This is a genomic window from Pseudomonas sp., from assembly GCF_037994325.1.
Classification (GTDB): domain Bacteria; phylum Pseudomonadota; class Gammaproteobacteria; order Pseudomonadales; family Pseudomonadaceae; genus Aquipseudomonas.
Genome location: NZ_JBBNAH010000723.1, coordinates 1 through 13,082 on the forward strand (window position 1 = coordinate 1; position 13,082 = coordinate 13,082).

13 protein-coding genes and 1 pseudogene are annotated in these 13,082 nt (G+C 60.5%); 6 read left to right on the plus strand and 8 right to left on the minus strand.

From position 1 onward, the window contains the following. Window positions 1-13: 13 nt before the first annotated feature. The 5 genes from AAAB16_RS23990 to pedF form a co-directional block, all read right to left on the minus strand. Complete coding sequence (locus tag AAAB16_RS23990; RefSeq protein WP_340665604.1) at window positions 14-937, minus strand: quinoprotein relay system zinc metallohydrolase 1; 924 nt, start codon at window positions 935-937, stop codon at window positions 14-16. 20 nt (window positions 938-957) lie between these two features. Beyond that, window positions 958-1,275, minus strand: a complete 318-nt coding sequence (locus tag AAAB16_RS23995; protein WP_340665605.1) for an EthD family reductase — start codon at window positions 1,273-1,275, stop codon at window positions 958-960. A gap of 104 nt (window positions 1,276-1,379) precedes the next feature. Next, window positions 1,380-2,054 carry a quinoprotein dehydrogenase-associated SoxYZ-like carrier gene (locus tag AAAB16_RS24000; protein WP_340665616.1) on the minus strand — a complete coding sequence of 225 codons (675 nt, stop codon included), beginning with the start codon at window positions 2,052-2,054 and terminating at the stop codon, window positions 1,380-1,382. Window positions 2,055-2,193: 139 nt separating this feature from the next. Beyond that, window positions 2,194-3,084: an ABC transporter substrate-binding protein gene (locus AAAB16_RS24005; protein ID WP_340665606.1), complete on the minus strand. Its 891-nt coding sequence runs from the start codon at window positions 3,082-3,084 to the stop codon at window positions 2,194-2,196. A 5-nt stretch (window positions 3,085-3,089) separates the two neighbouring features. Then, on the minus strand, window positions 3,090-3,527 hold the full coding sequence (gene pedF, locus AAAB16_RS24010) for a cytochrome c-550 PedF (RefSeq protein ID WP_340665607.1): 438 nt from the start codon (window positions 3,525-3,527) through the stop codon (window positions 3,090-3,092). Window positions 3,528-3,964: 437 nt separating this feature from the next. On the opposite strand from pedF, the gene exaA reads away from it, so the two are divergent. Then, entirely contained in the window at window positions 3,965-5,845 is a 1,881-nt protein-coding gene (gene exaA, locus AAAB16_RS24015; protein ID WP_340665608.1) for a quinoprotein ethanol dehydrogenase, read from the plus strand. A 59-nt stretch (window positions 5,846-5,904) separates the two neighbouring features. Further along, on the plus strand, window positions 5,905-6,543 hold the full coding sequence (locus AAAB16_RS24020) for a pentapeptide repeat-containing protein (protein WP_340665609.1): 639 nt from the start codon (window positions 5,905-5,907) through the stop codon (window positions 6,541-6,543). 81 nt (window positions 6,544-6,624) lie between these two features. On the opposite strand, the gene AAAB16_RS24025 is transcribed toward AAAB16_RS24020, so the two are convergent. Both AAAB16_RS24025 and AAAB16_RS24030 read right to left on the minus strand, forming a co-directional pair. Beyond that, window positions 6,625-7,257 (minus strand): response regulator transcription factor, encoded by a 633-nt coding sequence (locus AAAB16_RS24025; RefSeq protein WP_340665610.1) that lies wholly within the window; start codon window positions 7,255-7,257, stop codon window positions 6,625-6,627. A gap of 170 nt (window positions 7,258-7,427) precedes the next feature. After that, complete coding sequence (locus tag AAAB16_RS24030; protein WP_340665611.1) at window positions 7,428-8,699, minus strand: sensor histidine kinase; 1,272 nt, start codon at window positions 8,697-8,699, stop codon at window positions 7,428-7,430. Between the two features lie 288 nt (window positions 8,700-8,987). Between AAAB16_RS24030 and AAAB16_RS24035 the strand changes: the two genes are divergently transcribed. The 4 genes from AAAB16_RS24035 to AAAB16_RS24050 are packed head-to-tail and all read left to right on the plus strand — an operon-like array spanning window position 8,988 to window position 12,760. Beyond that, window positions 8,988-10,181, plus strand: a complete 1,194-nt coding sequence (locus tag AAAB16_RS24035) for an ABC transporter substrate-binding protein (protein ID WP_340665612.1) — start codon at window positions 8,988-8,990, stop codon at window positions 10,179-10,181. A 25-nt stretch (window positions 10,182-10,206) separates the two neighbouring features. Next, a complete protein-coding gene (locus AAAB16_RS24040) occupies window positions 10,207-11,175 on the plus strand; it encodes a YVTN family beta-propeller repeat protein (protein WP_340665613.1) in 969 nt (322 codons plus the stop codon). Next, window positions 11,172-11,972 carry an ABC transporter ATP-binding protein gene (locus AAAB16_RS24045; RefSeq protein ID WP_340665614.1) on the plus strand — a complete coding sequence of 267 codons (801 nt, stop codon included), beginning with the start codon at window positions 11,172-11,174 and terminating at the stop codon, window positions 11,970-11,972. The genes AAAB16_RS24040 and AAAB16_RS24045 overlap by 4 nt, the downstream gene beginning before the upstream one ends. Further along, window positions 11,969-12,760 (plus strand): ABC transporter permease, encoded by a 792-nt coding sequence (locus AAAB16_RS24050; RefSeq protein WP_340665615.1) that lies wholly within the window; start codon window positions 11,969-11,971, stop codon window positions 12,758-12,760. The genes AAAB16_RS24045 and AAAB16_RS24050 overlap by 4 nt, the downstream gene beginning before the upstream one ends. A 110-nt stretch (window positions 12,761-12,870) precedes the next feature. Here the strand turns inward: AAAB16_RS24050 and AAAB16_RS24055 are convergent. Continuing rightward, window positions 12,871-13,082, minus strand: a pseudogene (locus tag AAAB16_RS24055) (IS481 family transposase); the annotation flags it as partial.

Genomic DNA, 13,082 nt, shown 5'->3' on the forward strand with positions numbered 1-13,082 from the left:
GCCGTGATGCTATCTAAAGCTGGGGCAGAATTTTTTGCTCGTAGCGCGGGTATAAATGGCTGACGCTGCGCACCAGCTCATACCGCGACAAATTCACGCCATCAAAGCGCGCCGGAATCGGCGCACGAATCACCTCGTTCATATCATCGCCACGGGCCGCGCTGTCGCGTAATAAACCATCCAGCCAGCCGAGGTAGTCGCGCATCTGGGCAAAGGGCTGCGCATCACTGGCGACCGGACCATGGCCGGGCACAATCTGTTTCCACGGCAGGGCCTGCAGGGTGTCCAAGTCCTTAAGCCATACGTCCAGCCCTGGGCTGTTGGGCGTGGTTAAGGCGCGCTGGTAAAACACCAGGTCACCGGCAAATAGCACGCCACTGTTTTCATCCAGAACCGCCAGGTCGGCGCCGGTATGCCCGCTTAAGGCCAGCAGGCGTAAACGGTGGTTGCCGATCTGACGTGCGCCCTCGGTGACCGTTTGCGTTGGCAACACCACCTCGGTGCCACGCATCCAATCACCCACCAGGCGGTACATATTTTCCGCCATGGCGTTGCCTTGTTCGGCGAGCAGCTTTTTTGTGCCGTCGAGGGCGGCGATGGGCACGTCGGTAAAGGCTTGATTGCCCAGTACATGGTCGGGGTGATGGTGGGTCAGCAGCACCAGCACCACGGGCTGTTGGGTGACGCTGGTAATGGCTTGGCGCATGGCTTCGCCGTAGTGCTTGGAGGGGCCGGTATCGATCACCACCACGCCAGCAGTGGTGACGATAAAGCCGGTGTTAACGATATTGCCGCCATTGGTTTTATCGAAGTTATCCCGGCTGCCTTCCAGCAGCCAGGTGTCGGCAGCAATCTGCCGCGGTTGCAGGTGGTAGTCCTGCGCGGCAGCAACCTGCGCGGCAAGCGCCAGCAGTAACAGCGATAACCACGGGCGCATGGGGTTTCTCCTCTAAACGGTCAGGGCGCCAGGCTTACGGCGCTGAACTGCATGGTGGGTTCAACGTTGGTGAAGTTGGCGATATCGGCGACGATTTCGGCCGCGTGCGGGGCAAAGGCAGCCTGGAAGGCTTCAATGCTGTCGAAAAAGATATGGCCAATGGCGATGTACGGAGCCGGTGCACCGGGTTGTCCGCCGGCCAAGCCGCTGTCGGCGCCAGTGCCTTTGCAAACATCACCAACCAGGCGTTGTACCAGCTGCATATGGGTGGTGACGTAGTAGTCCATATCGAACGTGGCGTTGGCGGTGTTGGGGTAGAAGACGCTGAGTTTGAACATGACAAAACTCCTGAGGATAGGGCCGTAGGGTGTGCTGTGCGCACCCTTGCGTTAGCAGAGAGATCGCTTGGTGCGCACAGCACACCCTACACGAGCACCGCGGGTTAAAACTCTCCTTCAAACTCATTGCCGCTGTTATCGCGCAACCATAGCCGCGCTTCGTCCTGGCCTTTAACTTCCAGGCTGATGACCGGGTTTTCCGCCACGGCGGGAAACAGTTCGATGGCCGCCAATACCTGGCCCTTGCCATCGCGCAGTTGCGCTTGGTCGAGGTAGAACTCCGGCACGCCACCGACCATGCCGTTGTCCATCGGGTGATCAACTCGCAACCTCAAGCGCGAGTCGTGGCCATGCTTAAAGCGTGCGGCATGAATCTGCCCCAAGCGCTCTTCCCAGCCCTCCTGGGCGCGCACCACACTCGGTGCGGTGCACCCTCCTCCTGCCGCCTCCACCCAGGCCGAACCGATATGCCACACGCCATCCTTGGTCAGCACGGCAGCGCGAAGCGGTGTGGCTTGTTCCACCCGAATACGGATGGCGATTAGCGGCTGCACTTGCGGGCCCGGCACAAAACTAAAGATGCGCGGGATGGGATTGAGCTCGGCCCAGGCAATGATTTTTTCCACTTGGCCGGCATAAGCGCGGGCGTCGACCTGGATCGGCACCTGGCGCGAGTCCTCGGCAAACGGCGGCGCTTGCAGCAGCACTTTGTCGTCAAACACATAGGGTTTATCGCCGAGCATGCGCTGCTGGTAGAACTGCCACATCACCGAGGGCATGGGGTCTTTGCCGGGGTCGGCGTGGGCAGGCGATGCCACCAACACATACAGTAAAAGCAACAACGCACCGTAGGGTGTGCTGAGCGCAGCAAGCGATTTATGCGTGTAGGCCAGGGTGCGCACAGCACCCCCTACGGGGTTATTGCACATCTTGGTAAAGCCCCGGCAATTCGTAGTGCAGGCCATAGGCTGCAAACAACTTGGCCATGCGCCCATCGTTGATCATGTCTTCAACCTGCATGTCGATGGCGTTGGAGAGTTGGCGGTTGCTTTCATGCACGGCCATGCCGATATCCCAGGTCGGTTGGCCGAGGTTCGGGTAGGTGTTGTCGGCTTCTTTGAGCTGGGGGTCTTTGGCGTTAAACAGTTGCCAATCCAACTCGCCGCGCAGGCCCATTACCGCATCCACGTTGGCCGCTTGCATGGCGGCAAACGCCGCAGCGGTAGAGGGAAAATGCTGGGTGTTGGCGCTAAGTTGGCCGTTGAACACGCTGGACAGGTAGAACGACGGCACGCTCTCCAACTCAACGCCAATGGGGTGCAGGCGGAACACGCCAACGCTATCGACCTTGGGCAAACGGCGGATGTCGTGGACCACCTGCCAACGCTCGCGCTGGTACGGGGCAAACATCACCACTTGCTCGTTGGCCAACTCGCCAACGTCGTTGCGCTGGTTACGATAGTCCTTGTCATAGGGCACGCGCAGCATCAAATCAGCGAGCACGCCAGGGCGCAGGTAGTGGCCTTTCCAGATGAAATTGCGCAGGTCGTCGTCGAGCTTTTCGCCGGGCACGATCCACAGCAATTCCAGCTTCAGGTCGAGGCTTTGCGCCAGCGCTTCGGCCAGGTCGACATCCACGCCACGGGCGTTGCCGTCTTGTTGAAAACTATAGGGCGCGAAGTTTTCGTACACCGCCACCTTGAGCACGCCCGAGGCAACGATATCGTCGTACGGGCGCACCCGCGCCTGCGCCACCAGCGGTACGCACAGGCACAGCAGCCAACACACAATCGCAGGCAACCAACGCATGGCGGTTACTCGTCTACGTGCACGCTGTCGAGGTAGCTACGGATGGCCCACAGGCCTTCCTGGCTGATGAAGTCAGCCATCTTCGGCATATACACGGCGCCATCGCGCACGGCGCCGTTGATCACGCGCTCTTTAAACCACTCATCCCCCTCGGCACCGACATCGAGCATGCGCAGGTCCGGGGCAATGCCGCCGCTCTTGGCTTCCAGGCCATGGCAACGGGCGCAGTTCTGGTTGTAGGCCGAGGCGCCGATTTCTACCGCCAGGGCGTTCTTGGCATAGGGTTCGCGGTAGGGGTTGGTGTCGCGCCATTCTTTGCCCAGCGGCTCCAGGCCTTCGGTGTTGACCGCTTGTGGGGTGACGTCGCCATGGGCCAGGGCCAGGCCGCTGAGGCTGATACCAGCCAGCAAAATCAGACTACGCAGGGCTTTGTTGTTATTCATTAAAACCATCCTCTTCGAGATGCTGGGCAAGGCAATAAGCGCCAATCCAGAAGGTGTGAAAACGTAGCGAGCGAAGGTTAGGCAGGCGAAACAGCGCAGTTGGCTGTAGCCAAGGAGCATGTTGAGTCTGTTTTTAACGCCGCCTAACCCAGCTCAGTAGTGTTCACACCTTCTGGTGGGGCCATGGTAAGAACGGGCCTACACGGGCCGTATGCTGCTTTCGCGCCTTCCAGCTACTCCCTTGGTAGTAGGGCCTGGGGAGCGCCTGGCGATGGTTTTGGTAGCAGGCCCAATTGAGGCCCGCCCTGGGAAGACTTCCCGGCATGGGCGGGAGTTTTTCCGTATCGGTGTTTAGCGGCGTGGTTCCACCATTTGTCCGGCCAGGTCACCTGGCTGTTTCGACCTCTGGCACACCGACCACTACGGGAAACACCACCATGACAATAAGAACCTGCACCGCTGCCGGGCGCCGCCCCACCTTTACCTTGAACCGTCTCTGCCAAGGCCTGCTCTTGGCCGGCAGCCTGGCCGCTGCGGCCGGCGCCCTGGCCGACGTCACCTGGGACGACATCGCCAACGACCAAACAACTACCAACGATGTGTTGCAGTACGGCCTGGGCACCAATGCCCAACGCTGGAGCCCATTGGCACAGGTCAACGACAAAAACGTGTTCAAGCTGACGCCGGCCTGGTCGTACTCCTTTGGCGATGAAAAACAACGCGGCCAGGAATCCCAGGCCATCGTTAGCGAAGGCGTGATCTACGTCACCGCCTCCTACTCACGGCTGTTTGCCCTCGATGCCAAAACCGGCAAACGCCTGTGGACGTACAACCACCGCCTACCCGACGACATCCGCCCGTGCTGCGATGTGGTGAACCGTGGCGCGGCGATTTTCGGCGATAAGATTTTCTTCGGCACCCTCGACGGCCGTCTGGTGGCGCTGAATAAAAACACCGGCAAAGTGGTGTGGAACAAGAAGTTCGGCGACCACACGGCGGGCTACACCATGACCGGCGCGCCGACGCTGGTGAAAGACAAAGTGACCGGCAAAACCCTGCTGATTCACGGCAGCTCCGGCGACGAATTTGGCGTAGTCGGCCAGCTCTTTGCCCGCGACCCAGACACCGGCGAAGAGGTGTGGATGCGCCCCTTTGTGGAGGGCCATATGGGCCGTCTGAACGGCAAAGACAGCACCGTGACCGGCAATGTAAAAGCGCCAAGCTGGCCAGATGACCCGAGCACCCCGACCGGCAAGGTCGATGCCTGGAGCCACGGTGGCGGCGCTCCTTGGCAGAGCGCCAGCTTTGATGCCGAAACCAACACCATCATTGTTGGCGCCGGCAACCCTGGGCCCTGGAATACCTGGGCGCGCACTTCCAAAGGTGGCAACCCGCACGACTACGACAGCCTCTACACCTCCGGCCAAGTCGGCGTCGACCCGAGCACGGGCGAAGTGAAGTGGTTCTACCAACACACGCCCAACGATGCCTGGGATTTTTCCGGCAACAACGAGCTGGTGCTATTCGACTACAAAGGCAAAGACGGCAAGGTGGTAAAAGCCACCGGCCACGCCGACCGCAACGGCTTTTTCTATGTGGTCGACCGCACCAACGGCAAGCTGCAAAACGCTTTTCCGTTTGTGGATAACATCACCTGGGCCAGCCATATCGACCTGAAAACCGGGCGTCCGGTAGAGAATCCTGGCCAGCGCCCACCGCTGCCAGAGCCCGGGGAAAAACACGGTAAAGCGGTTGAAGTGTCGCCGCCCTTCCTCGGCGGCAAAAACTGGAACCCCATGGCCTACAGCCAAGACACCGGCCTGTTCTACATTCCGGCCAACAACTGGAAAGAAGACTACTGGACCGAAGAAGTCAGCTACAAAAAAGGCTCGGCGTATTTGGGCATGGGTTTCCGCATCAAGCGTATGTACGACGACCACGTCGGCAGCCTGCGGGCCATGGACCCCAGCACCGGCAAAGTGGTCTGGGAACACAACGAACACCTGCCGCTATGGGCTGGCGTACTGGCCACCAAAGGCAACCTGGTGTTCACCGGCACCGGCGATGGCTTTTTTAAAGCCTTCGACGCAAAAACCGGCAAAGAGCTGTGGAAGTTCCAGACCGGCAGCGGCATCGTCTCGCCGCCGATTACCTGGGAGCAGGATGGCGAGCAGTACCTGGGGGTAACCGTCGGCTACGGCGGCGCGGTACCGCTGTGGGGTGGCGATATGGCCGAGCTGACCAAACCGGTGGCTCAGGGTGGTTCGTTCTGGGTGTTTAAGTTGCCGAGTTGGGATAACCCAACCGCCAAGCGCTAACGCTTCGTAGGGTGCGCTGTGCGCACCCCTCGCCCTTCACTCCATGCAACGGGATCGCCATGAAGCTGCTACCTGTCGTACTGCTCGCCCTTATCCCCCTCGCCCACGCCGATGACGACGGCGTGCTGATCATCAACGGCTGCCGCATCGAAAGCCTCAGCCAATGCCCCGGCGTCGACCTGCAAAACGCCGACTTGCGTAACCAAGACCTGAGCAAAATGAACCTGGCCGGTGCCAACCTCAAAGGCGCCGACCTGCGCCATAGCAACCTCGATTTGGCCAATCTGGAAAAGGCTCAACTGCAAGGCGCCGACCTCACCCGCGCCAGCCTGCAACAGGCCAACCTGCGCCTGGCCGACTTCTCCAACGCCAAACTGCTGGCGGTACAAGGCTGGGGCCTGTTTGGCCAAGGGGCACAGTTTCAGGGTGCCGATCTGACCGCGGCGTACCTGGAGTTTGCGCGCCTCAACGGCGCCAAATTCCACCAGGCCAACCTGACGGCTGCCGACCTGGAAATGAGCTGGCTAAACCGCAGCGACCTTAAAGGCGCCAACCTCACCGACGCCAATATGCAGGAAAGCAAAATCAGCGATGCCAATCTGGAAAACGCCACGTTGACCGGCGCGCGGCGGCATTACGCAACCTTTCAGGGCACCAATATGGTCGGGTGTACGGGTTGCCCGGCGGGGTGGGATTAAGCATGCCAGAGCTGTAATCGCTGGAATCTACACGCGGAGCCCTTTGGGCTCCTTGTTGGGCTTCGCTGCGCTCAACCCAACCTACGACCGCGAACGCAATATCCCGGTATCAATCGCCAAATGCACAAACTCAGCTTGCGAGCTGACCTGTAGCTTGTTTTTCAACAAGGTCAGGTAGTTGGAAACTGTCTTGCTGCTGATGCACAACTGCTCGGCAATCTGCCGTGCCGGAGTGCCTTTGGCGAGCATTACGAAAATCTCGAATTCACGCTGCGACATGCTGCTCAGTCGCGGGTCTTGCAGGCCTGGGTTACAGGCCAGTTGGGTGGCCAGCGGCTGTTCGATATAGGCATGCCCTGCCATGATCCGGCGCACCGCCTCCAGCAGAATTTCCGGCGGCGAACTCTTGGTGATGTAACCGGCCGCGCCAGCATCCAGGGCTTGGCGCACCAGGGGAAGTTCGTCGTGCATGCTGAAAAACAGCACACGCAATTGCGGTAAGCGTTGGCGCAGGCGGCGGGTGGTTTCCAGGCCGCTGATGCCGGGCAGGCTGATATCCATAATCACCAAACTGGGGATCAGCCCCGGCACCAACTGCAACGCTTCTTCGCCACTGGCGGCCTCGCTGACCTGCACCTCAGGCAACAAACCTTGCAGCAGATTGGCATAGCCCTGACGGACCACGGCGTGGTCATCGACCAAGAGGATTTTCATCGTTTACCTCGACTAATGAAGCTCTACACCCGTCATCCCCGCGAAGGCGGGGATCCAGTGGTCCGGCAATCCGCTACGAAGATGGAGCGGCAATCACGCATGTCTTCCGATTCTGGATTCCCGCCTACGCGGGAACGACGGGGTTGGGCCTTTTGCGCGGCGTACCCACCCTACGAAACCGGCATGCTTAACCTGAGCAACCACCCGCTCCCCGGCCGCGTACGCAAGCGCAATTGCCCGCCCAAACAACGCGCCCGTTCGCCCATGGAACGCAGGCCGATACCGGGGCGAAGATTGTGTGCGCCGCCGCTGCCGTTATCGCTGACCACTAAGGCCAAGCGCTGCCCACGCCGATGCAAGCGCACGCGCACCTGACTGGCACCCGAATGCCGGGCCACGTTGGTCAGCGCTTCTTGCAGCAGCCGATACAAATGCGCCTGCTGGGCCGAGTCCATCAGCGGCAGTTGGCTGCCCATGCGCAAGTCGCAGGCAATGCCTTGCGTCTGCTGCCATTGCTGCACCAGCAGCTCGATGGCTTCGCCCAGCTGCAAGCGCTCCAAGACCACCGGGTAGAGGTCGCGGATCAGGCCGCGAAAGCTTTCCTGCATATGTTGGCAGTTCACTTCCAGGCCCCGCAGGGTGGTGGCGATTGCTGGGTTTTGCTGGGTCATGGAGCGCAGTAATAAGAGCTGGGCGCGGATACCGCTGAGGTATTGGCCCATATCGTCGTGCAGGGCCAGGGCCAGGTGTTTGCGTTCGTGTTCCTGCAAGGCCAGCAGCGCTTGGGTGAGTTCGCGGTTGTCGGCTTGCACGTGTTCGAGGGTGCTGACCATCTGGTTAAAGTGCTCGGCCAGTTGCTTGGATTCGTGCAGCGAATGCAGCGGTAAACGCACCTGCAACTGGCCTTGCGAGACTTGCCGCAAGCCGCCAATCAATTCATTCAGCACCCGCAGGCCACTGCCTACGGCCCAACGAATCACCAGCAGACTGAGCACCAAGGCCAGGCCGAACAGCACCAGCAGTTGGGTGAGCGAGTCCCAGACTTCGTCGATTTCATCTTGCGGGTCGACACTGATCAGCACATCGCGGCCATCGGCCAGGTGTAGCGGCGCGGAGAACTGTTTCGCCGCCGGGTAGAGCCTTTCGCCCAGCCAGATATCCAGCGCATCGTCGTCGGCAACCGGCGCTGTCTGGCCGTTCAGCCAATGCACACGCACATGCCGCAGGCTGGCGGTGAGCTGCGACTCCAGGCTGGCGGGGTCGTTGCGCGCCACTTCCTTGAGGTACTCCACCACCGTTTGCGCGGCCTTGAGTTCACGCGCCACGTCATAGCTAGCCTGGCGCAGGAGCACGGCCATGCACAGCAACGCCACCGCGCTGAAAAACAAGGTCACCAACAGGTTGATGCGCCATAACGCGGAACGCCCGAGCTGGGCTTTCATGGCGCGACCAGGTAGGTCACAGCGGCGTGCACGTTATCCAGACCGATCAAGGTGATGATCAGCAACAGGGGCAGCAGCAGGGCTTTAAGTACACGCATGGCGACCTCGATGGACCTGTGCCGGGCAAGATCCTTGATTGTTATAGGTAGAGGTGGGTGGTGCGATTGTGCAGGCCCGCGCGCCAGGCGCAGTTACTACCTTGGTACTGGCCGCCTGGTACTTTCTGCATATTCCCCAGGGGCTGAGCGCTTCCTATGCTGGCGGCACAAGAACGAGGAGCGCTGCCGCATGCGCCAGTACCTGTTGTACGGTTTGACCTACCTGCTGGCCATTTCCTGCTCGGCGCTATTGGCCACCCAGGCATTTGCCGGCGAACCGTTGCCGGTGCGCATCGGCTATTTAGGCTATACGCCTGAGGTGGGGCCGCTGCTGTCCAACGTTATTGCCGAGCCCACCGACGCTGGCCTGCGCGGCGCCGAATTGGCGATTACCGACAGCAACAGCACCGGGCGTTTTGTTAAGCACGAGTACAGCCTGCAAGCGGCCACGGCGGACACCCCGGAAAAACTCCTCGCCGCTGCGCAGCAATTGCATGCGCAAGGCTTGCGCCTGTTTGTGGTCAACGCCCCCGCCGACACCTTGCGCCAACTGAGTGCCGCCTTGAGCGACAGCCTGCTGTTTAACGCCGGCGCCTATGACGATGAATTGCGCGTCAGCAACTGTGCCAACAACGTGCTGCACACCCTGCCCAGCCGCGCCATGCTCGCCGATGCCCTGGTGCAGTTTTTGGTGCTGCGCCAGTGGCAAAAAGCGCTGCTGATCGTCGGTGCAAAGCCTGCTGACAGAGCCTACGCCGCCGCCCTGCGCCGGGCGGCAAAACGCTTTGGGGTAAAAATAATCGCGGAAAAACCGTGGAGTTTTGATAACGACCAACGCCGCAGCGCCCAGGCCGATATGCCGCTGTTTACCCAAGCCAGCGACTACGACGTGGTGCTGGTGGCCGACGAAGCCGGCGACTTTGGCGAGTACGTGCCCTTTAACACCTGGCTGCCACGGCCGGTGGCCGGCACCCAGGGTCTGGTGCCGATGGGCTGGCATAAAACCGTGGAAACCTATGGCGCCGCGCAGTTGCAAAAACGCTTCGAGCTGTACGCCAAACGCTGGATGAACGACCGCGACTTTGCCGCCTGGATGGCCGTGCGCAGTATTGCCAGCGCCGTCACCCAGTTAAAAAACACCGAGCCCATGGCCATCCGCGCCCTGGCGCTATCACCTGATTTGCCGCTGGATGGTTTCAAGGGGCGCAAGCTGAGTTTCCGCCTGTGGGACGGCCAGCTGCGCCAACCCATCCCCTTGGTGCAGCCGCGTGCGCTGGTCAGCACCTCGCCGCAAGACGGTTTTCTGCACCCCTTTAGCGAACTGGACAGCCTCGGCCTGGATGAGCCGGAAAGCAGCTGTCGGCTCAGCGCTTCCGCCCACTAAAAAAACAACCAAGGACTTCTCTGCCATGCGCCCTACTCCGCTGTTTATCGCCGTTGCCGGCAGCCTGCTGTTTAGCTCGGCCAGCTTTGCGGCCACGGCCTATATCTCCAACGAGAAAGACAACAGCATCAGCGTGATTGACGTCGCCAGCCAGACCGTCACCGCCACCCTGCCAGTGGGCAAACGCCCCCGCGGCCTGCTGCTCTCCAGCGATAACAAGCTGCTGTATATCTGCGCCAGCGACTCCGACACCGTGCAGGTGATGGAGCTGGCCACAGGCAAAATCATCAAAGAACTGCCCTCCGGCGCCGACCCCGAACAGTTCGCCCTGCACCCCAACGACCGCTGGCTGTATATCTCCAACGAAGACGATTCGCTGGTCACCGTGGTCGACACCCAAGACAGCAAAGTGCTGGCCCAGGTCGACGTTGGCGTCGAGCCCGAAGGCATGGCCGTCAGCCCCGATGGCAAGTGGGCGATCAATACCAGCGAAACCACCAATATGGTGCATTGGATCGACACCGCCACGCAGAAACTGGTGGACAGCACCTTGGTCGACCAGCGCCCACGGCATGTCGAATTCAATAAAGACGGCAGTCAGCTATGGGCCTCGGCGGAGATTGGCGGCACGGTCAGCGTGATCGACGTCGCCACCCGCACCATCATCAAAACGCTGAAGTTCCAGATCAAGGGCGTGCACCCAGACAAAGTGCAACCGGTGGGGGTAAAACTGACCGGCGACGGCAAGTACGCCTTTGTCGCCCTCGGCCCAGCCAACCATATCGCCGTGGTCGACGCGAAAACCTTTGAAGTGCTCGATTACCTGCTGGTCGGCCGCCGCGTTTGGCATATGGCTTTTACCCCGGACGAGAAAACCCTGTTGACCACCAACGGCATCAGCGGCGATGTGTCGGTGGTGGATGTGGACAGTTTGAAAGTGACCAAGTCGATCAAAGTCGGGCGTTATCCGTGGGGCGTGGTGGTTACCCCGTGAAGGCCCTCGACGCTCGCGATATCAGCTTTGCCTATGGCGCGCGGCAGGCGCTCCAGCAGGTGAGTTTCAGCCTGGAGCCAGGACGTTTTACTGCGTTGCTTGGGCCCAATGGCGCGGGCAAATCGACGCTGATTGCCTTGCTCACCCGGCTGTATGACCTGCAGCAGGGCGAGCTGCAGATTTACGGCCATAGCCTGGCACGACGACCCCGTGAAGCGTTGCGGCAACTGGGCGTGGTGTTTCAGCAAAGCACGCTCGATCTGGATTTAAGCGTGGAGCAAAACCTGCGTTACCACGCGGCCCTGCACGGTATGCCGAGCAAATTGGCCACGGCACGTATCGAGCTGGAACTTAGCCGCCAGCACCTGCAAGAGCGCCGGCGCGATAAAGTGCGCGACCTTAACGGCGGGCATCGCCGCCGCGTAGAGATTGCCCGCGCCCTGCTGCATCAACCGCGCTTGCTGTTGCTCGACGAAGCCAGTGTTGGCCTCGACCCAGCCAGCCGCCAGGCGTTGCTTAGCCATGTGCGCCAGCTGTGTCGCGACGAGGCGCTCAGCGTGCTGTGGACCACCCATTTACTCGATGAAGTGCAAGGTGACGATGCGTTGTTGGTGTTGCATCAAGGGCAGTTGGTGGCAAATGGCAGCGCCAGCACGATTGCCGGGAATACTGGGCTTGCTCAAGCATTTGCAGCGCTAACCGTAGGCTGTGCGGTGCGCACCAACGCGCTCGACGGGCAATCGCTTGGTGCGCACAGCACACCCTACACAAGCCAACCGCGTACGGAGCAACCATGAACGCCTACTGGCAATGCCTGCGCGGCATCGTATTACGCGAATGGCTGCGCTTTGTGCTGCAACGCACGCGTTTTCTCAGCGCCCTGGTGCGCCCGTTGTTGTGGTTGCTGGTATTTGCCGCCGGTTTTCGCGCCGCGCTGGGCATTGCCATCATCGCCCCGTACGACACCTATATCACTTACGAGACCTATATCGTCCCTGGCCTGGCCTGCATGATTTTGCTCTTCAACGGCATGCAAGGCTCGCTGGCAATGGTCTACGACCGCGAGATGGGCAGCATGCGCGTACTGCTCACCAGCCCACTGCCACGGGCTTTTCTGCTGGCCAGCAAACTCTTGGCCACGGCGCTGATTTCCCTGTTGCAGGTGTACGCCTTTCTCGCCATCGCCTGGCTGTACGGCGTGCAGCCACCGGCCTGGGGCATGCTCGCCGCCCTGCCCGCCTTGCTGTTGGTGGCGTTGCTGCTTAGCGCCATGGGGCTGCTGCTGTCCAACGGCATACGCCAACTGGAGAACTTCGCCGGAGTGATGAATTTCGTCATCTTCCCGCTGTTCTTTTTGTCCTCGGCGCTGTATCCGTTGTGGAAAATGCGTGAGTCCAGCGAATGGCTGTATTGGCTGTGTGCGCTTAACCCGTTTAGCCATGCCGTGGAGTTGGTGCGCTTTGCCTTGTATCAGCGGTTTAACGGGCTGGCGCTGGCGGTGTGTGGGGTGTTGACCGTGGTATTTAGTGTGCTGGCAGTTATGAGTTTTAACCCGCAGCACGCTGCCTTACGCCGCACCTCGTAGGGTGTGCTATGCGCACCATGGCGTGCCACGGTCTAGCGGTTGGTGCGCACAGTGTTCAGCCGGGAGACATGGGTAACACCTGTCGGGAGACATGGGTAACGGGTTGATGATCATGTCGTCCGTTGCCTGATGTCTATCTGGCGCAGGGTTTTGCGGATAAAAACCACATCGTAAATACCCTCTTCCGTCGTTGGACGGATGGCCACGCGTTCTCCAGCAAGCCCACCGCCAACGAAGACGTTCAGCCCTTTGAAGCTGATTTGTCCCATTTGCCTGACTTTTACTACTCGATCTCCAGGGTCGTATTCAACATCGGGCAGTT

Bases quoted from the DNA above. Each gene is read 5' to 3' on its own strand.
- AAAB16_RS24040 (WP_340665613.1), top strand. From the start codon at position 10,207: ATGCGCCCTACTCCGCTGTTTATCGCCGTTGCCGGCAGCCTGCTGTTT.
- pedF (WP_340665607.1), bottom strand. From the start codon at position 3,527: ATGAATAACAACAAAGCCCTGCGTAGTCTGATTTTGCTGGCTGGTATC.
- AAAB16_RS24050 (WP_340665615.1), top strand. From the start codon at position 11,969: ATGAACGCCTACTGGCAATGCCTGCGCGGCATCGTATTACGCGAATGG.
- AAAB16_RS23995 (WP_340665605.1), bottom strand. From the start codon at position 1,275: ATGTTCAAACTCAGCGTCTTCTACCCCAACACCGCCAACGCCACGTTC.
- exaA (WP_340665608.1), top strand. From the start codon at position 3,965: ATGACAATAAGAACCTGCACCGCTGCCGGGCGCCGCCCCACCTTTACC.
- AAAB16_RS24025 (WP_340665610.1), bottom strand. From the start codon at position 7,257: ATGAAAATCCTCTTGGTCGATGACCACGCCGTGGTCCGTCAGGGCTAT.
- AAAB16_RS24020 (WP_340665609.1), top strand. From the start codon at position 5,905: ATGAAGCTGCTACCTGTCGTACTGCTCGCCCTTATCCCCCTCGCCCAC.
- AAAB16_RS24000 (WP_340665616.1), bottom strand. From the start codon at position 2,054: ATGCCCTCGGTGATGTGGCAGTTCTACCAGCAGCGCATGCTCGGCGAT.
- AAAB16_RS24030 (WP_340665611.1), bottom strand. From the start codon at position 8,699: ATGAAAGCCCAGCTCGGGCGTTCCGCGTTATGGCGCATCAACCTGTTG.
- AAAB16_RS23990 (WP_340665604.1), bottom strand. From the start codon at position 937: ATGCGCCCGTGGTTATCGCTGTTACTGCTGGCGCTTGCCGCGCAGGTT.
- AAAB16_RS24035 (WP_340665612.1), top strand. From the start codon at position 8,988: ATGCGCCAGTACCTGTTGTACGGTTTGACCTACCTGCTGGCCATTTCC.
- AAAB16_RS24005 (WP_340665606.1), bottom strand. From the start codon at position 3,084: ATGCGTTGGTTGCCTGCGATTGTGTGTTGGCTGCTGTGCCTGTGCGTA.